General features: G+C 60.0%; 13 protein-coding genes. 8 read left to right on the top strand and 5 right to left on the bottom strand.

The window, feature by feature from the left end:
- The 5 genes from QMG56_RS03430 to QMG56_RS03410 all read left to right on the top strand — a co-directional run bounded on the left by QMG56_RS03430 (position 1) and on the right by QMG56_RS03410 (position 9,806).
- Positions 1-1,212 (top strand): cation:proton antiporter, encoded by a 1,212-nt coding sequence (locus QMG56_RS03430; protein WP_281821171.1) that lies wholly within the window; start codon positions 1-3, stop codon positions 1,210-1,212.
- A gap of 94 nt (positions 1,213-1,306) precedes the next feature.
- Positions 1,307-2,950, top strand: a complete 1,644-nt coding sequence (locus QMG56_RS03425; protein ID WP_375713628.1) for a glycoside hydrolase family 43 protein — start codon at positions 1,307-1,309, stop codon at positions 2,948-2,950.
- Positions 2,938-4,500: a glycoside hydrolase 43 family protein gene (locus QMG56_RS03420; RefSeq protein ID WP_281821169.1), complete on the top strand. Its 1,563-nt coding sequence runs from the start codon at positions 2,938-2,940 to the stop codon at positions 4,498-4,500. Before QMG56_RS03425 ends, QMG56_RS03420 begins: the two co-directional genes overlap by 13 nt.
- A gap of 62 nt (positions 4,501-4,562) precedes the next feature.
- On the top strand, positions 4,563-6,449 hold the full coding sequence (locus tag QMG56_RS03415; protein WP_281821233.1) for an NPCBM/NEW2 domain-containing protein: 1,887 nt from the start codon (positions 4,563-4,565) through the stop codon (positions 6,447-6,449).
- Positions 6,450-6,833: 384 nt separating this feature from the next.
- Positions 6,834-9,806 carry a TonB-dependent siderophore receptor gene (locus QMG56_RS03410; protein ID WP_281821232.1) on the top strand — a complete coding sequence of 991 codons (2,973 nt, stop codon included), beginning with the start codon at positions 6,834-6,836 and terminating at the stop codon, positions 9,804-9,806.
- A 67-nt stretch (positions 9,807-9,873) separates the two neighbouring features.
- Here the strand turns inward: QMG56_RS03410 and QMG56_RS03405 are convergent, their stop codons facing one another.
- On the bottom strand, positions 9,874-10,899 hold the full coding sequence (locus tag QMG56_RS03405) for a LacI family DNA-binding transcriptional regulator (protein WP_309298535.1): 1,026 nt from the start codon (positions 10,897-10,899) through the stop codon (positions 9,874-9,876).
- 170 nt (positions 10,900-11,069) lie between these two features.
- Between QMG56_RS03405 and QMG56_RS03400 the strand changes: the two genes are divergently transcribed.
- Positions 11,070-12,311: an MFS transporter gene (locus QMG56_RS03400; protein WP_281821168.1), complete on the top strand. Its 1,242-nt coding sequence runs from the start codon at positions 11,070-11,072 to the stop codon at positions 12,309-12,311.
- On the top strand, positions 12,308-13,927 hold the full coding sequence (locus tag QMG56_RS03395; RefSeq protein ID WP_281821167.1) for a glycoside hydrolase family 43 protein: 1,620 nt from the start codon (positions 12,308-12,310) through the stop codon (positions 13,925-13,927). The genes QMG56_RS03400 and QMG56_RS03395 overlap by 4 nt, the downstream gene beginning before the upstream one ends.
- Before the next feature lie 12 nt (positions 13,928-13,939).
- On the opposite strand, the gene QMG56_RS03390 is transcribed toward QMG56_RS03395, so the two are convergent.
- From QMG56_RS03390 to QMG56_RS03380, 3 genes are read right to left on the bottom strand one after another with little or no spacing between them, the layout of a single operon-like run.
- Positions 13,940-15,229: a DUF3422 domain-containing protein gene (locus QMG56_RS03390; protein ID WP_281821166.1), complete on the bottom strand. Its 1,290-nt coding sequence runs from the start codon at positions 15,227-15,229 to the stop codon at positions 13,940-13,942.
- 22 nt (positions 15,230-15,251) lie between these two features.
- Positions 15,252-17,060, bottom strand: a complete 1,809-nt coding sequence (locus QMG56_RS03385; protein WP_281821165.1) for an IlvD/Edd family dehydratase — start codon at positions 17,058-17,060, stop codon at positions 15,252-15,254.
- A gap of 11 nt (positions 17,061-17,071) precedes the next feature.
- Complete coding sequence (locus QMG56_RS03380; protein ID WP_281821164.1) at positions 17,072-18,148, bottom strand: aldose epimerase family protein; 1,077 nt, start codon at positions 18,146-18,148, stop codon at positions 17,072-17,074.
- Positions 18,149-18,378: 230 nt separating this feature from the next.
- Here QMG56_RS03380 and QMG56_RS03375 point away from each other — a divergent pair, with 230 nt between their 5' ends.
- Positions 18,379-19,686 (top strand): sugar MFS transporter, encoded by a 1,308-nt coding sequence (locus QMG56_RS03375; protein ID WP_375713627.1) that lies wholly within the window; start codon positions 18,379-18,381, stop codon positions 19,684-19,686.
- Positions 19,687-19,690: 4 nt separating this feature from the next.
- On the opposite strand, the gene QMG56_RS03370 is transcribed toward QMG56_RS03375, so the two are convergent.
- Positions 19,691-20,452, bottom strand: coding sequence for a FadR/GntR family transcriptional regulator (locus QMG56_RS03370; protein ID WP_281821162.1), 762 nt, complete (start codon positions 20,450-20,452; stop codon positions 19,691-19,693).
- Positions 20,453-20,475: the final 23 nt, after the last annotated feature.

Below are 20,475 nucleotides of genomic sequence, written 5' to 3'. Positions count from 1 at the left end.
ATGACGACTACCGAGACATTCCTGCTAGCGCTCAGCTTGATTCTGGGGCTGCCCTGGCTGATCTGGCGGGTCGGTCGAACCGACACATATGTGCCGCTGGTCGTGATCCAGATCGGCTTGGGCGTGGTGATGGGGCCGGGCATATTCGGTGCCATCGCCCCGACGGTGCACGCTGCGCTTTTCCCGCAGCCAGTCATGGCCGCTCTCAATGGCATCGCCTGGTGGGCAGTGATGCTGTTCGTCTGGATCGCGGGCGTGGAACTGGACGTGGCGCAGGCGTGGCGATCGCGCCGGGATAGCTGGATTACCGCGGCGCTGGCGCTGATCGCGCCACTGATAATGGGAAGCTTTGCAGCCTGGTTCATCGTCCAACGCCCCGGCTGGATCGGCGGACATGGGGCACACTGGCAGGCAGCGCTGGGAATCGGCATGGCGTGTGCGGTCACGGCGCTCCCCATCCTCGTCCTGTTTATGGACCGACTGACAATCCTGCGTCAGCCACTGGGGCAGAGGGTGCTGCGCTACGCCAGTCTGGACGATATCGCCCTATGGAGCGTGCTGGCGATCATTCTGCTCGACTGGGGTCGACTGGAACGGCAGTTGGCGTTCGTCCTGATCTTTCCCTTGGCGGCGTGGGCGCTGCGTAGGATCATGACTAGGCTAGGCGGGCAGGACCGACTTTACGTCGCGATATTATGTGTCGCGCTGCTGGGTTTCGCGGCGGACTGGGCGGGTCTCCACTTCATGGTGGGTGCCTTTCTCGCAGGGGCGATAATGGACCGGGACTGGTTCGACCAGAAATCCTTCGATCTGCTGCGCGATCATCTTTTGATGACGATCATGCCGGTCTTTTTTCTCAGCACAGGCCTTCGTACGCAATGGACGCTCGGCGGGGCGGAGGTGTTTGCGGTCGCCGCGATCCTGCTGGTCGCGTCGGTCTGCGGCAAGATGGCGGGGGTTGCGGTGGCGGGGCGTTGGTTGGGCTGGAAGCGGGGAGAAGCGTCGCTAATCGGTTGGCTGTTGCAGACAAAGGCGCTGATCATGATCATCTTTGCCAATATCCTTCTGGACCGCGACATTATCAGCAGCGGCATGTTCACGGCTCTGTTGCTGATGGCGCTCGCGAGTACGGCCCTCACCATACCCATGGTGCGAAGCCGAATTGGAATGGCGGCATTAACTCCGACTATTGACCCTGAAAAATCTGAATGATAGCGTTCACAGTTCGGGGTCTGCGGACGTACGCAGCGCATTGTGCCCGCACTTGATGGCAGAGAATTGTCCATTGTTTCAACAAGGAAGATCAATGAACCGCATGTTTGCCGCAGGCCTGCTTCTTGTTTTCACATCTGGCAGCGCGTGGGCGGGTGAATTGCCGCGATTTAGCGATTTCCGGTATGAGGGAGGGTCTCAGGAAGTCGCCAAGCCGGGGGCTGGGCAATATCGCAACCCCATTCTGTCGGGCTATTATCCCGATCCGTCTGTGCTGCGGGTGGGCGACGATTATTACCTGGCACTGTCATCTTTTGTGAACTTCCCCGGCCTGCCGATCTTCCATTCGAAGGATCTGGTCAACTGGACGCAGATCGCCAATGCGCTGGACCGACCGACGCAGGTGGACTTCGGCGGGCTAAATCTCTCGCGCGGCATCTACGCGCCCGCGCTCTCTTACCATGACGGCCTATTCTATCTCATCACGACTTGCGTTGAGTGCCGGGGCAATTTCATCATCACAGCGAAAAACCCCGCCGGACCTTGGTCCGACCCGATCTGGTTGCCGTTCGAAGGGATCGACCCGTCGATCTATTGGGAAGGCGACAGGGCGTATATCATCAACAACCGCGCGCCCAATGAGCCGCCCCGCTATGATGGCCATCGCGCCATCTGGATCCAGGAATATGACTGGCGGGCGGGTAAAATGGTCGGCGATAGCACGCAACTGGTCAATGGCGGGGTCGACATAACCAAGAAGCCGGTATGGATCGAAGGGCCGCATATATTCCGCAAAGATGGCTATTATTATCTGACGGCGGCGGAGGGCGGCACCAGCGTCAATCATTCGCAGGTGGTGTTGCGGTCGCGCGATTTGAAAGGGCCGTATGTGCCTTACGTCGGCAATCCGATCCTGACCCAGCGCAATCTCTCCGCGAACCGGGCCAATGCCGTTACGTCCGCCGGGCATGCGCAACTTGTGCAGACGCAAAATGGCGACTGGTGGGCGACCTTTTTGGCGGTGCGGCCCTATGAAGGCGACTTCTACAATATCGGGCGGGAAACTTTTCTGTTGCCGGTGACGTGGAAGGATGGCTGGCCGATCATTCTGCCAAAGGGACAGGCTATTCCGTTTGTCGGCGATGCGCCTAAATTGCCGAGAGGCAAGCCGCCCGCCGTACCGATCAGCGGCGATTTTTCTTATGTCGACAGCTTTGATGACGATCGGCTGGCGATGAGCTGGATTGGCGTTCGCATTCCGAAACAGCCGCTTTATCGGCTGGACAAGGGGGAACTGATCCTGTCCAGCGGCGCGCGGTTGGGCGACCAGGCTGGCGTGCCTGGCTTCATCGGGCGACGGCAGCAGCATCATGTCGCAACGATGAGTACGACTGTGCGGTTCGTACCCGAAACGGAAGGCGACCGCGCCGGCCTAGCCGCCATCCAGAGCGATGAGAGCTATCTGTTCTTCGGGATTACGCGACTAGGCGGCAAGCCGGTGGTCGCTCTCTTCAACCGGGACAAGGGGACTGAAACGCTCTTGGCGTCCGCGCCGCTTGCGGCAAGAGGTCCTGTGACGTTGGCGATCCGGCAGGATGGCGGGACCATGGCGTTCGATTATACGGTCGGCGGGCGCAAGGTTAGTTTGAAGAGGGGCATCGATGCGCGCTTCCTCAGCACGAAGACTGCAGGCGGTTTCACCGGGACGATAGTCGGTCCATACGCATGGGTGCAGTGATGCGCAGGGCGGTGCTTGGGCTGGCAACGGCAGTCGTACTCGCCAGCAGTGCTGGCGCGCAGGTCTGGCGGTCGGACCAGGGGGATGGCAGCTATGTCAATCCGCCGCTCAATGCCGATTATCCCGATCCCGATATCATCCGGGTCGGAGAGAATTTCTACTTCGCCAGTACTACCTTCGCCAATGTGCCGGGGCTTACCCTGCTGACGTCAAAGGATCTGGTGAACTGGGACATCCTGTCGCATCTGGTGCCGAAGCTGGACGACCTGCCGCTCTACGATCTGGCGAAGGGCGGAGCGTATCGCAAGGGAATCTATGCGCCCAGCCTGCGCTACAGGGACGGTGTCTTCTACGTTGCGGTAACGCCGGTGGATCAGAATACGCGCATCTACAGCGCGCGCGATCCCAAAGGGCCGTGGACACATGTAGAGTTGAACAAGGAGGCCTTCGATCCCGCACTGTTCTTCGACGATGACGGGTCTGCTTATCTGGCGAGCGCGGTCGGCAGCGACGGCACGATCACGCTGCATATGCTCGACCGGGATGCGACCCGCATCGAAAGCTCGAAAGTCATTTACTTCAATAAGGGCGCGGAAGGGTCCAAAATCCTCAAGCGCAAAGGCTTCTACTATCTGTTCAATTCCATTCCCAACCGCCTGGGGCTGACGGTATCGCGCGCGCGCAGCCTGTTCGGTCCATGGGAGACACGTAACCAGATCGACGACACTACAGGCGGCCATCAGGGTGCCCTGGTGGATCTGCCCAATGGCGATTACTACGGCTTCGTCATGTTGGATGCAGGGTCCATCGGCCGCGTGACCAACATCAGCCCGATCTTCTGGCAGGACGACTGGCCGGTGTGGGGGACGCCGGAGGCACCGGGGCGCGTGCCTGCGCGCGCTGTGAAGCCGATCCAGGGTCAGCCCTTCGGAGAGCCGCCAAGTTACGATGATTTTTCCGGGGCGACGCTGGGGCGGCAATGGCAATGGAATCATAACCCGGTGGATCGCCGCTGGTCGCTCTCGGAACGCCCCGGCTACTTACGGTTACACGCAACGACCGCCTCTGATCTTTGGACGGCGCGGAACACGCTGGTGCAGAAGGCTCAAGGGCCGCGCGCTCGTGGGACGGCGAAGCTGGATTTGGCCGGGATCAGGCCGGGCGACGTCTGCGGTTTTGGCACCTTCGGCAAGTACAGCGCGCAACTGGCAGTGGTTGGAGGGAAAGACGGCCGCAATAGCCTGACCATGCGGCTGGTCGAATCGACGAACGAGGGGCCGAAGACGGATGTGCGTGCGGCGGCGGTGCCGATCCGGGCCAGAACGCTCTGGCTGCGCACGGATACCGATTTCGGCAAGGATATCGGCTCGGTCGGCTACAGTCTCGACGGCAAGGTCTGGCGCGATATCGGCGGCACCTTCCCCCTCGAATTCGCTTGGCAGACTGGCACCTTCCAGGGCGAGCAACTCGCACTGTCCTGTTACAATCCGACCATGGCCGGTGGCTACCTCGATATCGACAGCTTCACACTATCGCCGCTGGCGCCCTGAGTACCTGCAGCAGCCCTCAACCACGAAAAAAAAAGGAATGACGCCCCGTGAAAACCAGTCCGATGGCCATAGCGATCGCCCTGGCGGCGTGGAACTGCGTTCCGGCCCATGCTCAGTCCGTCGATCCTCTCGCTCCAACCGGGCAATGGTCGGCCTATACGTCCGGACGGGCGGATCTGCCACCGATGGGGTGGAGCAGCTGGAATGCGTTCGAGATCAATATCGACGAGGACAAGATCATGGGCGCAGCGCGGACGCTGGTGGACAGCGGCCTCGCGCGCAAAGGCTATCGCTATGTCAACATCGATGATGGATGGGCGCTGCGCCGCGACGCCAAAAGCGGACGGATGATCATTCGATCGGATCGATTTCCCTCGTCGTTGAGCGGAAAAGGATCGCCGTCCTTTCGCGGCTATACTAACCGGCTGCACGCCATGGGCCTGAAGGCAGGCATCTATTCCGATCTTGGTCGCAATACCTGTTCGCAGATGTATTCGCCTGATGAAACGAACCTGCCAAAAGGCACCGTGCTGGAGAGAGAGGTCGGCCTTTATGGCCACATCGATCAGGATATCGCGCTTTACTTCAAGGATTGGGGCTTCGACTATATCAAGGTCGATGGCTGTGGCGTTCGCGCCTATGGCGAGGAGAGCGAGAAGGTCAAGTCGGGCCAGTATCGTGCGCTTGCGCCCCTGTTGGACATGGACTCGGTCAGCCGGTCAGATATTCCTGCAGTTCAGTCTCTGTTTCGCGAGATAGACAAGGCGCTGGTGAAGTCCAATCCCGACGGCGATTTCCTGCTATCGCTGTGCATCTGGGGCACTGGCAACGTCCGGGCGTGGGGCAAGGATTTCGGCAATGTCTCGCGCACCAGTGATGATATCAATCCGACCTGGAGCCGGATGCTGACCAATTTCGACAGCGCAGCCAAGCGCGCCTTTTATGCACATCCCGGTGCCTGGAACGATCCTGACATGCTGTTCATCGGCAAGGGCGATTTCGGTGCGGACCATCTGGTCGAAGCGCGGTCGCATTTTTCGCTCTGGGCGATCATCAATGCGCCGCTGCTGATCGGCATGGATATGCGTCAGGCGCCGCAGTCGCTGCTGGACATATTGAGCAATACCGACGTGATCGCTGTCAATCAGGATCCGGCGGGGCATCAAGCGGTGGTCGCTTATGACAGCGATGACGTTCAGGCCCTCGTCAAGACGCTGAGCACCGGCGAGAAGGCCGTCGCGATCGTCAATCGAGGCATGGCGCCGCTGGAATTTTCACTAGCCGCCGCGCAGCTAAAATATCGCGACGATGCGGATGTGGAGATGGTCGATCTATGGACCAAAAAGACATCGTCTTTCCGCAAGGAGACCACGCTACGTCTGGCGGGGCATGAGACGCTCATTTTCCGGGTGCGTGGCGGCCGTATGCTGAGTGACGGCCTTTATCTTTCCGAACAGCCGGGGAATGTAAATCCGGCTGTCGACGGCGTGGTTTCGCCACAGCCCGATCCGACGCTGCACAAATCTGCGTTCGGCTGGGCGGGCACCCATGGACCGGGCGAGCGGCCTATCTACGCCGGGTGGGGCGGGGCGCAGGCCGATACCGCACCCTATGGTGCAACATTGCGAGTTGGCGGGCAGAAATTCACTTCAGGCATCGGTATATTGGCCAATTCCCGGTTGGAGGTGCGCAACAAAGGCTATCGGCGCTTTTCCGCCATGGTCGGCGTCGATGATTCTGCGGCGGACCCATCAGTCGACGTGACCTTCATGCTGTATGGGGACGGCAAGTTGCTGGCAACGAGCAAGCCGCTGAGCCGTGGTGACGGTGCAGCGCCCCTAAAAGTTGCGGTTGAGGGCGTAGCGTTGCTCGAACTGGTCACCCGATCGTCGGAAAGCGGTCGGGATTCCGTTCCGGTTTCTTGGGGTGAAGCGGCGCTGCTCCGCTAAACGATAACGATAACATAAATATCGCACTCTCTGTCATTCAGACGAGCCGTCCTATCCTGGTCGCCCTCTCTCGAACGCCTTAGCCTCCGTCGCAAGGACACTGTAGAGGTGGGCGTTGGGCAAGTATATTGGGAATTTACGGCGGAAATACAGGGTTCGTAGTTTGGTTCCTGCAATTTTCTGACGTAGATGTTGACAGGTTGCTACCATCCAAATATGTAAAGTTAACGTTACCATTTATGTCTGGGCAGTGAGAAAGGCTGTGTCCGTTCCGTTCATTTGACAGGTAACGTGGCAGGTAAGAGGCGAAAAACTCGAAAGAATGCAGTTCGACCGGCGTAGCCGGCGGTCCAAAACAAGCAGAATAACAGGGAGTTGGAGATGATGAAGGCGGTTCCTTATGCACGGTTGCAAATGCCCGGTCTTGCCGGAGCAGTAACGTCTGTATTGGCGCTCGCAACGGCGCTGACAGTGTCGGTTGCAGCGCAGGCTCAGGCGCTACCTGAGGCTGCCCGGCAGGATGTTGCCCTGCCGAATCCCGCGTCGGCTGACCCTGTGGATCAGGATATCGTCGTTACCGGATCGCGTATCACCTCGTCGGGCTTCAAGGCGCCCACGCCCACCACGATGATCGGTGAAGCGCAGATTGAGGCTAACGCTCAACCCAACATCTTCAACACCGTCGCGCAGCTCCCCTCCTTGCAGGGTTCGACTGGCTCGACCGTCAACACTTTCAGTACCTCCAGCGGCCAGCAGGGGCTCTCCTCCTTCTCGCTGCGTGGGCTTGGTGCCATCCGCACGCTGACGCTGCTGGACGGCCAGCGTGTGGTCGGCGCGAATGTGACGGGCGTCCCCGACGTCAGCCTGTTCCCACAATTGCTTATCAAGCGCGTCGATATCGTCAATGGCGGCGCCTCGTCATCGTACGGATCGGACGCCGTGGGCGGTGTGGTAAACTTCATCACCGATACCCGCTTTGAAGGGATCAAGGGCAATGTTCAGGGTGGTATCTCCACCTATGGCGACGATGAGCAATATCTGGTCCAGTTGGCGGCCGGCAAGAGCTTGCTCGACGACCGGCTGCATGTCGTTCTCAGTGCAGAATATGGCGACGAGGCGGGCGTCGGCGGCGGAGAATTTGGTATCGGACTTGCTGGTGGGCGCGACTGGTTCAAGCAGACGACGCTGATCAACCGCAACATATTGAACGACGGGTCGCCGCAATATCTGCTGCTCGATTATGCGCAGCCCTATAACTACACCAAATATGGACTGATCACCGCCGGTCCCTTGCAGGGCATTGCCTTCGATCAGGCGGGCAACCCGTTCCAATTCCAATATGGCTCGAACGGCACACCTTCTGGTAACGCAGCGGGCACGGTCAACGGATGCTATCCCGGTTTCTGTATTGGTGGCGACCTTTCAGGCAATGTCGATGCGGGCCGCTCGCTCCAGTCGAGTATCCAGCGGCTCAATACCTATGGCCGCGTCGGGTTCGACTTCGCCCCGGACAATGAAATCTACGTGACGGTCAACGTCGCTCAGGTGAAGACCAACAATCAACCGGTCGGCGGCATGAACCGGCCTAACCTGACGATACAGTGCAACAATCCCTATGTGCCTGCCTCAGTGCAACTGGCTTGCGCGACAGCGGGCATAACGAGTTTCGCCTTTGGTACGAGCAATGCTGCTCTAGGCAATACCCAGGTTTATACCGACCGCCGCCAGTATCGCTATGTCGCAGGCGCCCAGGGCAAGGTTCCGCTGTTCGGTACAGACTGGAACTATGACACTTATTACGAGCATGGCATCAATTACACCGATGTCGATGTGACCAACATCATGTTGTCGCGCCGCTTCAACCAGGCGATCCAGGCGACGACCTTGAACGGCGCCATAGTTTGCGCCGATCCGGTAGCGCGTGCCAATGGTTGTGTCCCGCTCAACATCATCGGCGGTGCGCCGCCGTCCGCAGCAGCCTTGTCCTACATCATGCCGAAATACGGCCCGTACCAGAAGACGCGGCAGACGCAGGATGTGGTCAGCGTGAATGTGTCGGGATCGCCCGTCGACCTGTGGGCCGGACCGCTCTCAATCGCGTTTGGCGCCGAGTATCGGCACGAATATTACAAGGTTCGCGCCGACCCCTATGGTGCAGGCATCTCCGACATCTCGCCTAGTGGCGGCAATTATCCGGCGGACCCCGCTTTGCTGGTCGACGGAAACAACTGGTATGCGGGTAATTACAAGAACGGCCAGGGCGCCTACAGCGTCAAGGAGGCCTATCTCGAAGTCGACCTGCCTCTGTTCAGCAGTGATGCCGTGGGCCGGGCCAATATCAATGCCGCGGCGCGCATTACCGATTATAGCACTTCGGGCACGGTGTGGACGTGGAAAGTCGGTGGAACCTGGGATCTGCCAATCGAAGGCCTGCGTGTGAGAGGCGTAACGTCGAAGGACGTGCGCGCGCCCAACCTTTCGGAACTGTTCGCGGCACCCGTTACCACGACGCTGCCGAACTTCTTCGATCCGTTCCGAAATGTAAACGTGCTGGCGATCCAGAACCAGATTGGCAACACGGCGCTCACGCCGGAGATCGCCCGCAATACGACTGTAGGTATCGCGCTTGCCAACGCGCCATGGCTCCCGGGCTTCGGCCTGTCGGTGGACTACTACAAGATCAAGGTTACAGACCTGATTTCCAGTCTGGGTGCCGCCGATATCGTCAACCTCTGCTTCCGCAATATATTGCCCGATGCCTGCAACGCCTTCAACCTCAACAACCAGAACGGCCCGAACTTCATCAATGTTCAGGCGTTCAACCTGGCGTCGATCGAAACCGAGGGCGTGGATATCGAGGCTAGTTATGTTTGGCAGCGCCCGTTGGGCCTTGAGGGAACGTTGACGCTGCGCGCGCTGGCCACGCACATCCGTAAGTTCGTAACCGACAACGGACTCTTCGGTTCTGTCCCTCTCGACTCCGCCGGATCGAACCTTGGCAATACGCCCGACTGGAAATGGCTTGCCGTCCAGACCTATGCGACCGACCAGTTCTCCCTCTACCTTCAGGAACGCTGGTTCTCTGACGGTGTGCTGGGTCACAATTATGTGCAGTGCGCCCCTGGAAGCTGCCCGGCATCGACCAATAACAACCCGACCATCGATAATAATTTCATGCCTGGCGCCTTCTATATGGACATCGGGGGCACCTATAACGTGACAAAGGATATCACCGCTTATGTGAAGGTCGATAATCTGTTCGACCGTGCACCGGCAAAGTCTCCTTATTTCGCCAACCCCAATCTCTATGATGTCGTCGGTCGCATGTTCCGTGCCGGCGTACGGTTCAAGTTCTGAAGATGCGGATCGGTCAGCGGGGGCGCTCCTCCCCTAGTCTCCGCTGACCGGGAATGGCCGCCATCGTCTATGAAACGATGGCGGCCGTGGACTGACGTTCGATCAACTGGTGGCCAAGCACGCATTTATGATGGCGGCCCTTGCGGGCACTGGTGATTTCCTGGGTCAGCAACCGCAATGCCTCCGCCGCCAACTTCCGAACCGGCTGGTGGATTGTGGTCAAGGGCGGCCACAGGGTGACAGCCGCAGTCGTGTCGTCGAAGCCGACCACGGTCAGATCGTCCGGCACGACGAGGTGGCGGCGGTGAGCGACCGAAACCACGGCGGCGGCCATATCGTCATTGCTGGCGAATATGGCGGTTGGCGGATGGTCGATGTTCAGAAGCTGCTGACCTGCGACCAACCCGGATGTGTAGGAAAAATCGCCTTGAACCAAGATGGTCTCGATATCCTGAGCTTCGCTGACGGCGGCGTCGAACCCGGCAAGCCGGTCATCGCTGGCGGACTGGCCCGGATTGCCGATGATGAAACCGATACGCCGATGGCCGAGTGCGATCAGATGCTGCGTCATGTCATAGGCTGCCGCCCGGTCGTCGATGCGTACGCAGATCGCATCGCGTGCGATCCCGCCTACGACTGCCATGGGCAATTGCGCCAAACGGATGGGATCGCGCACTACGCGCGATTCTCCAAGCGGGGGCGCGATGATGACGCCCCGAACACCCGACCCGATCATGCGGTGGATTGCTTCGGGCGGGGGCGGGCGACCGTCCTGCCCGCCGAGCAGGGTCAATTGCGCGCCCATGACCGACGCTTCTTCGAACACGCCGATGAGGAAATCATGCATGAACGCCGCGCTGGGGTTGGAATAGATGACACCGATGCGGATTTCGCGCGCAGTGACGAGCGCCCGGGCGGCGACATTGGGCGTATAGTCGAGTTCCTCGATCGCGGCAGCGACGGCAAGCCGGGTCTTTTCGCGGACATTGCCCGTGGCGTTGATCACGCGCGACACCGTCATGGCGGACACGCCTGCGCGCTTGGCCACATCGATGACGGTCGCACTGCGCTTATGCTGATGGGGAGGCTTCAAAATCTTCCTTTCGAACCGTTGCGGTCCATTTCCCGGCAAATAGCCGCCGACGTCAACCCAAAGCTGCGACACGCTCACCATGCCCCGTGCGGCCCATCGACAATTGCCCTTGCTTCACGTCGACTTGCCAGCCTAGAAGCCAATGATAGCGTTAACTTTAGGTTCGGTCATTGAGTAAATTTCGCCATATCCGCTGGACCATCATCGGCCTGTTCGCAATGGCGATGACGATAAATTATCTGACACGCAGCGTATTGGGCGTCGCAGCGCCGACGATGATGGCGGAGCAGGGGATCACCTCCGAACAATATTCCTGGATTACCGGCGCGTTCCAGATCGGCATCATGTTCCAACCGGTGGCGGGCTATCTACTCGACATCACCGGAATACGCTATGGCTTTAGCTTCCTCGTCGTCGCTTGGTCGCTCATTACTATGGCGCACGGGCTGGTGAGTGGATGGCTGGGCTTCATGGCGCTGCGCGGTGCGCTGGGCGTGGTTGAAGGCGGGGCGCAACCGGCGGGTATGAAACTGGTCTCGCAGTGGTTTCCCGCGCGCGAGCGAGGCACGGCGGGCGGGTTATACCAGATTGGTGCATCGCTGGGAGCGGTCGCCGCACCGCCGCTGGTGGCTTGGGCCGTACTCAACCACAGCTGGCGCGCGGCCTTTTTCGTCGCGGGCGGGTTGGGGTTGTTCTGGCTGCTGCTCTGGCTGTTCTGGTATCAATCGCCGACACGGCACCGGGCCATATCCGGGCAGGAGCGGGACATGATAGCCGATGGGCAGGAAACCCGGTTGACCCGCAGCTTCGGGCGCCCCAAGCTTCGTTCCATGCTCGGCCGCCGCGATATGTGGGGCATAGCGCTGCCGCGTTTTCTGGCGGACCCGGTTTGGGGGATGCTGTCGCTCTGGATGCCGCTCTATCTGGTGCAGGTACGCCATTTCGACATACAGCAGATTGCGCTGTTCGCCTGGCTGCCTTTTCTGGCGGCGGACCTGGGGTGTTTGGCAGGGCCTGCGGTCGTCGCATGGCTTCAGCGGCGCGGTGTCCACCTGATCGATGCGCGGCGTTGGGCGTTCACCCTAGGTGCGCTGCTGATGGGCAGCATGATGTTCGTCGGTATGGTGGAAAGCGCCATGGTCGCCATCGCGCTCCTATGCGTCGCCGGGTTCGCGCACCAGACGCTGTCGGTCACGATCATCACCATGGCGGCCGACCTGTTCCCGCAAAATGAAGTAGGCACGGCGACTGGGATCGCTGGCATGGCCGCTAATCTGGGCGTTCTCATCTTCACCCTTCTGCTGGGCAGCTTGGTCGATCAGGTCGGCTACGGGCCCTTTTTCATCCTGCTCGGTCTGCTCGACTTTGTCGGCGCGGCCATACTTTGGACCTTGGTGCGAAAGACTGCATGACCCCGATTCTCAATCCCATTTTGCGCGGTTTCAATCCTGACCCGTCGATAGTGCGCGTCGGCGCCGACTATTATGTCGCGACCTCGACATTCGAATGGTATCCGGGCGTGCAAATTCATCATTCGCGCGATCTGAAGAACTGGCGGCTGGTCACGCGCCCGCTGCGTCGTGCGTCGCAGCTCGACATGCGCGGCAATCCTGACTCCTGCGGCGTATGGGCGCCAGACATTAGCCATGCGGGCGGTCGGTTCCACCTGATCTATACCGACGTCAAACGCTATGGTCGCACGACCCAGCGGGACCGGTCCGAAGTGTCATTGCGGGACTTCCATAATTATTGGGTCTGGAGCGACACGATCGACGGGGACTGGTCCGACCCCGTCCATCTCAACAGCAGCGGGTTCGATCCAGCGCTGTTTCACGATGATGACGGGCGTAGCTGGCTGCTCAACATGCTGTGGGATCACCGCCCGGGGCATCGGCGCTTTGGCGGCATCGTTATCCAGGAAATGGACTTGCGCAGTGGCCGCCTCATCGGGGAGCGCCGCAAGATTTTCGATGGTAGCGACCTGGGCTTCACCGAAGGGCCGCATTTGTACAAGCGGGATGGCTGGTATCATATGCTGGTGGCTGAGGGCGGAACAGGGCGTGGCCATGCCGTGGTGATGGCTCGGTCACGGTCGCTGTTCGGTCCCTATGATCTGCACCCCGACGGACCGGTACTCACCGCGCGCGATAGCCCGACTTCGGCCCTGACGCGCGCGGGTCATGGCGACGTGGTGGAAACGCCGGAGGGCGACCCGTGGATGGTCTATCTATGTGGGCGCCCGCTGCCTATGGCTGACTGCTGTATATTGGGGCGGGAGACAGCCATCCAGCCGATGCGCTGGTGCGATGACGGCTGGCTGCGTACGCTGGACGGCAGCGGCGCGCCGGTGGAAGCCATCGGCGACCAAGCGAAAGATGTTAAGTCGTGCGCGCTTGTCGATGATCGGGAAGATTTCGACGCAGACGTGTTGCCGCCCGCTTTCCAATGGCTACGAACGCCCTTTCCGGAGCAAATTTTTTCGTTGGCCCAGCGGCCGGGACATCTGCGCCTGTTCGGGCGCGAATCCGTTGGGAGCCAGTTCACCCAGTCGCTTGTGGCCCGAAGGCAAGGCGAATGGCGGTTCACCGCTGAAACCGTTATGGATTTTAAGCCGCACAGCTTTCAGCAATCGGCGGGGCTCATCCATTATTACAACAGCACCAAGTTTCACTATCTGCATGTAACCACCGACGATCACGGTAGCCTGATTCTGCAAGTCCTGTCTGTTTTGCCGGACGAAAGCCGCGCCAGTGCTTGTACCGCTCCCATTGCTATCGGGGTTGGCCCCATCCACCTGCGACTGGAAGTCGATCACGCGGCGATGCACTTTTTCTATCGCATGGCGACGGACGATGCGTGGACGGCGGTGCCCGGCGATTTTGACGCGAGTATCCTGTCGGATGAAGCGACGCTGCCCTATCTTCCCAACTTTACCGGCGCGTTCGTCGGTGTCGCCTCCCAGGATATGGCGGGGCAGGGGATCGTCGCTGACTTCGATTATTTCCACTATGCCGAGCGGGTTGGTTGAGCGAAGCTGTCGTTAGCGCCGCTTCACTTTTCGGATAGCACGAATAGCCAGCCACACGATCAGGATCGTCACCGGTATTACGGCAATGTCGATCGAGGCGGGTATATGCGCACCTTGATGATCCAGAGCATCTTTCAGGTAATGCCACAGGCCGACGGCATAGTAGCTGACTGCGACAACGGACAGCCCCTCCACCGTATGCTGCAGGCGTAGCTGCAGCCCCGTCCGGCGATCCATCGACGCCAGCAAATCGCGATTGCGCCGTGCAAGCGCCGTGTCGACCAATGTGCGTAGCAACGCGCTAGTCCATGCCACGCGCTGCGACAGGTCATTGAGCCGACGGGTGAAGGCATCGCAAGTGCGCATGGCCGGTAGCAGCCTGCGCTCGGTAAAATCGTCCAGCGACCTGTAACCGCGCACCGGCACCACCGACAGGCGCCGGATCCGATCGAGGCACAATTCGGCATAGGCCTGCGTTGCGCTCATTCGATAGCGCGTTTCGGCAATGATCTGCGCCAGCGTCGCGCTTAGCGAGGATAGATCCTCCAGTGCCGTGTCGGCATCGGCGTCCTTCTCCGCCAGGCGGGCGGTAAGCACAGTAAGCCGCTGTTCGAGAGCGGTCAGGGTTGGTGTGGCGGCCTGCGCCGTCGGCAGGCCCAGAAGCGCCATTTTTCGATAATTGCCAAGTTCCAGCAACCGCTGGACGAGTTGGGAGGTTTCCGCGCCCTCCAGCCCCTTGTCCTGAATAAGCAGCCGTCCAAAGCCGTCTTGATGCAACCTGAAATCGCTCCAGATCCTGGCGCGTCCATGAGCGACATCGGATATGATCAGGTCGTCCATAGCGAAATTGTCTTCGATGGCATCGTCCGTCGGACTTTCAGCGATCAGGCTGATGTGGCTTGACCGGATTATGCGCCCCGGAAGGGCGTCTATCCAGTTGGCTACAGCCTCGAAGAGTCCCAGGTCGAACAGGGGGCCGTCGGATATTTCCGAAATAAAGCTGTACGTCACAAACTCGGTATGCCGCTCCCACGACAGACTGAGCGCCCCCAACCGGCAGGTCATGAACCGGTCGGACTCTGCAAATGCAATATCATGGGCCGCCAGCAAGCGGGCCAGACTTTCAGCAGCATCCCGTGCTTCTTCCTGATCGACCAGGAATACGAACTGCAACGCCTGCGTGGGTGCAGAAAGGGGAGTCATTTTACGCGCATGCATCTCGCGCGAGAGCGAGGCGCGTAACGGATGGCTTCGGCGCACCCATGCCGAAAACTGGGGGGCCGCCTGTTCGTGCGTGCTCATGGCCAGGCGGTCCCCCGTCACCCTAGTGATTGTCGCGCGGAAGCCCCATCGTCTGGGCGATGCGCTGGAATTTCTCCGCGCCTTCCAGAATGGCACCGGTGTTCATCTGGCCTACCACCTCACGCTGCATCTTTTGCCATGGGGTCTGGGAGGCGGGATAAGGATAGCCCCCGGCATCCACCAGCGCCTGCCGCCTTGCGGCCAGTTGTGCGTCGTCGATCAGAACGTTGACCGTGCAGGTGTTAAGGTCGATGCGGACCCGATCCCCAGTCCTGAGCAGCGCAAGTCCTCCCATCGCTGCAGCTTCCGGTGATGCGTTGAGAATCGATGGCGAACCCGAGGTGCCCGACTGGCGCCCGTCGCCGATGCAGGGCAGGGCATGCACACCTTCGCGGATCAGATAGGCGGGCGGGCGCATATTCACCACTTCTGCGGCACCCGGATAGCCCACCGGCCCCGCGCCCCGCATGAACATCAGCGTTTCCGTCGTTATGTTCATCGCCGGATCGTCGATCTTGTGATGATAATCTTCGGGTCCGTCGAACACTATCGCCGGCCCTTCGAACGCATTAGGATCGTTAGGATTGTCGAGATAGCGAGCGCGGAATTCGTTCGAAATGACGCTGGTCTTCATGATCGCGGCATCGAAGAGGTTTCCCGACAGCACAATGAAACCGGCGTCGGTCACGAGCGGTTGGTCGAACGGGCGGATGACTCGTTCGTCCTCTATTTCGACGCCCCGGCAATTATCGCCCATCGTGCGGCCATTGACGGTCATAGCGCCTTCCTGAATCAAGCCCTGGCGCATCAACTGGCTGACCACGGCGGGAACGCCACCGGCGTGATAATAATCCTCACCCAGATATTCGCCCGCGGGTTGCAGGTTCACAAGCAGCGGAACCTTGTGCCCGTGTGTCTGCCAGTCCTGCAACGCCAGATCGGTCCCCATATGGCGGGCGATAGCAGCCAAGTGGATCGGCGCGTTGGTCGACCCGCCGATTGCCGAATTGACGGCGATGGCGTTCAAAAAGGCGTCGCGCGTCATGATGTCGGAGGGTTTGAGATCCTCATGCACCATTTCGACGATCCGCTTGCGAGTGCGCCAAGCGGCTTCAGCGCGGTCGCGATAGGGGGCTGGGATAACCGCCGAACCGGGGAGCATCATGCCCAGCGCTTCGGCGAGCGAGTTCATCGTCGAGGCCGTACCCATGGTGTTGCAATAGCCGGTAGAGGGGGCCGAAGAGGCCACAAGCTTGATAAAGCCGGCGTCGTCAATTTCACCGGCGGCCAGCATTTCGCGCGCCTTCCACACGATGGTGCCGGACCCAGTACGTTCGCCCTTGAACCAACCGTTCAGCATGGGGCCGACCGAGAGTGCGATGGCCGGGATGTTCACCGTCGCGGCTGCCATCAACATGGCAGGCGTCGTCTTGTCGCAACCCGTGGTTAACACCACGCCATCCAGCGGATAGCCATAAAGCAGTTCCACCAGGCCCAGATAGGACAGGTTGCGATCAAGGCCCGCGGTGGGGCGCTTGCCGGTTTCCTGGATCGGATGAACCGGGAACTCGAGCGCTATGCCGCCCATATCGCGAATGCCCTCGCGCACGCGCTCTGCCAGTACCAGATGATGCCGGTTGCACGGCGACAGGTCAGAACCCGACTGGGCGATGCCAATGATCGGCTTGCCCGATTGTAATTCCTCAAGGCTAAGGCCGAAGTTGAGATAACGCTCCAGATAAAGCGCCGTCATGTCGATATTGTCCGGATTGTCGAACCAGGCGCGCGAGCGGAGTTTGCGATCCGAAGCGGGTGAAGATGTGTCGGTCATGAGAGGTCCCGTCAGGGGTGAGTGGACAGGCGATAGACCATGACATGCCGGTAAGGCTTGCCGGGATCGACGCGGGCGGAAATGAAAGCGGGCTTGTTCGGGGCGTCAGGGAATTTCTGCGGCTCCAATGCGATGCCATCGCCCATGCGATAGAGGTGACCGTGCTTGCCGATATACGACCCGTCCAGGAAATTGCCGGTGTAGAACTGAACCCCCGGTTCGGTCGTGAGCACTTCCAGAACGCGGCCAGAAACCGGGTCTTCCAGCTTCGCAGCAAGCTCAGGAGCCTTGGTGAGACCCTTGTCGAGCGCGAAATTATGATCGTAACCTTGCCCGAAGCGGATCTGTTCGTCCCGGCCGTCGCGGATGCCGTCGGCCACGCGGCGGGGACTGCGGAAATCGAAAACCGTGCCTTCTACGGGGCGCAGTTCGCCGGTCGGGATCAGGTTGGCGTTGACGGGCGTGTAGGTCTTTGCCGGGATCGTCAGCAGATGGCCGGTCGCGCCGTCCGACGATCCTTCACCGGCGAGATTGAAGATGGCGTGATTCGTCATGTTGACGACCGTCGACTTGCTCGCCTTCGCGTCGAATGCGATCGTCAGCGAACCGGCTTCATCCAGCGAATAGGTGACCGTGGTGTCCAGCTTGCCGGGATAGCCCGAATCGCCGTCCGGGCTGCTATAGGACAGGATGACGCTGGCGGTGGGACCGCTCTTGATCGACGTCACAGTCCACGCGACCTTGTCGAAGCCCTTTGCGCCGCCATGGAGCGAATTGGTCTTGTCGTTGAGCGGCAATTGATAGCTCTTGCCGTCGAGCGTGAAGCGACCGCCGGCGATGCGATTGGCATAGCGGCCAACGGTGACGCCGAAATAATTGGGGCGATCTACGTAGGACGAGAGGTCGTCATAACCTAGCGTCACATCGGCAAGCTTGCCGTTTTTGTCCGGCGCGATGAGCGCTTGCAGCGTTGCGCCATAGGTGAGGATTTTCGCGGAAACGCCATGACCGTTCGAAAGCGTGATCGTTTCGATGTTCGTGCCATCCTTGAGCGTTCCTGCCGGCGTGCGTGTTGCCTCAGTAGCCATGGCTGGACAGCCTACTGCTATTGCCAATATGAAACAGACCGAGCCTAAACAATTGACCGCTCCATGTGTCCGATGTCCCTTTTGCATTCCTCGCCTTTCTCATTTTCGCTACCTGCAGACGCTATCTACTTGCATATATAGTCCGACTAATTAAAAAAGCGCAACCCGTGTCGGGACGGCCGATCTACGAAGCTGAGCCACGACCGGTGAAACCTCTGGAGAAGGGTGACATGGCTACACCGATTTCGTCTTCCGTTACCTCGGCCGTTGCGCCCAGCCAGGGGCGGGCTAGCTACGGGCCTGCGCTAACGTTGCTTGCCAGCCTGTTCTTCATGTGGGGGTTCATCACCGTCATAAATAACACGCTGCTGCCGCACCTGCGCAGCGTGTTCGACCTCAACTACACGCAGACCACGCTGATCGAATCGGTTTGGTTCATCGCCTATTTCGTGGCTTCAATTCCTGCGGCCAAACTGATCGAGCGGATCGGATATCAAATGTCGCTGGTCGTGGGCCTGCTCATCATGGCGGCGGGCGCTTTGGGCATGGTATTAGCGGCGAGCCTGCCGTCCTATGGCGTGACGCTTGTCATGCTGTTCGTGATCGCCAGCGGAATCACGCTGCTGCAGGTGGCCGCCAACCCTTATGTCGCAGTGATCGGTTCGCCGGAAACTGCGTCGTCACGGCTTAATCTGGTACAGGCACTCAATTCCGCCGGTACGATGCTGGCGCCGCTATTCGGCGCGTATCTGATCCTTGGCAGGTCTAAGGGTGGCACGTCGGAAGCGGGCACGGTACTGACGCAGGCGGAGCGCCTGGCGGACGCGCAGTCGGTCATCCTACCCTATGTACTGGTGGCGATCGTGCTCGTGATACTGGCTGCAGTCATCGCCCGCTTCCCACTGCCTGCCATGGGAGCTGCGACCAAGCGCATGGCCAAGCAGGAGCGCAAGCAGCATTCGCTGTGGAAGCATCGCAATCTGGTGTTCGGCGTACCGGCCATCTTCATCTACCTGATTGCCGAGATCGGTGTCGCCAACCTGTTCGTGAATTTCGTGAGCCAGCCGGAAATCGCCAATCTGACTGCCGAACAGGCCGGGCGATATCTGACCTTCCTGTGGGGGGGCATGATGATTGGCCGTTTTGCGGGTTCCGCAATCATGCAGAAAATTGCAGCCGAAACCGTGTTAGCGGTCTTCTCGATCGGCGCGTTCATCGTCATGCTCGTGACGGTGTTCACTACGGGCCCGGTTGCGATGTGGTCGCTGATAGTGGTTGGCCTGTTCCATTCGATCATGTTCCCGACCATCTTCACGCTTGGCATCAAGGGTCTTGGGCCGCTGACCGAGGAAGGGTCGGGCTTGCTGATCATGGCGATTGCCGGTGGTGCGCTGGTCGTGGTGCAGGGCAAGCTCGCCGACATGTTCGGTTTGCAATGGTCGTTCCTGCTGACGGCGGCGTGCGAGCTTTATGTGCTGTTCTATGCGCTGTGGGGTTCACGCATTACACAGGCGCTGCCGGAGCAGCATCCCGAGTAATTGCCTAGCCTTTCATGGCGCTGCGGGTATCTTCAAGCGCCAGGTGGACCAGCTCGCTCATCGCCTCGCTCGCCGCTGTGCCATCGCTGGCGGCGATAGCATCATAGACGCGGACATGGTCGGGAATTGGGTTGCGGGGCAGGGCGCGCGAACGTTGCTTGAATTGAGTGGTCCAGTTGACCGCGGCGCCAATGCTGGCGTTCAAAACAAGCAGGGCCTCGTTGCGGGTCGCCTGCAGGATTGCGTTGTGGAAATCGCGGTCGGCGGCGCGGCCGGCTTCGGTCGCGAGCGTATGGCGGCGCATGGCAGCGAGCGCGTCCTTCATGATTTTCAGGTCGTTGCGATCGCGACGTTCGGCGGCGAGCCGCGCAGCGGCAGGCTCAACGATCGCGCGCAACTCGAACAGGCTACGGACGAATTCGATATCGGGTTCACCTGCGAATGCCCATGCAAGAACGTCGGGATCGAGCAGGTTCCAACGATTGCGCGGCAAGATGCGGGTGCCAGCCTTGGGACGGCTTTCGACCAAGCCCTTTGCGGTCAGTACCTGAACGGCCTCGCGATAGGCGCTGCGCGATACTTCCAGTTCTTCTGCAAAAGCGACTTCGCCCGACAGAATGTCGCCGGGGGCATATTGGCCCGACAGGATCGCCAGACCCAGCTTATGGACAAGGGAACCATGTAAGCGGCGGCCTGGACCGCGTGGCGCGCTCTTGGCTTTCGCCTCGCCGTCGGTCTTTACTTCAATTGCCTTGGCATTCGTCATGAACGTCAACCTCCATCCTGACT

It is taken from the genome of Sphingobium sp. BS19 (assembly GCF_027925545.1).
In the GTDB taxonomy this organism is placed as follows: domain Bacteria; phylum Pseudomonadota; class Alphaproteobacteria; order Sphingomonadales; family Sphingomonadaceae; genus Sphingobium.
This window is presented reverse-complemented; position numbering and strand designations above follow the sequence as displayed.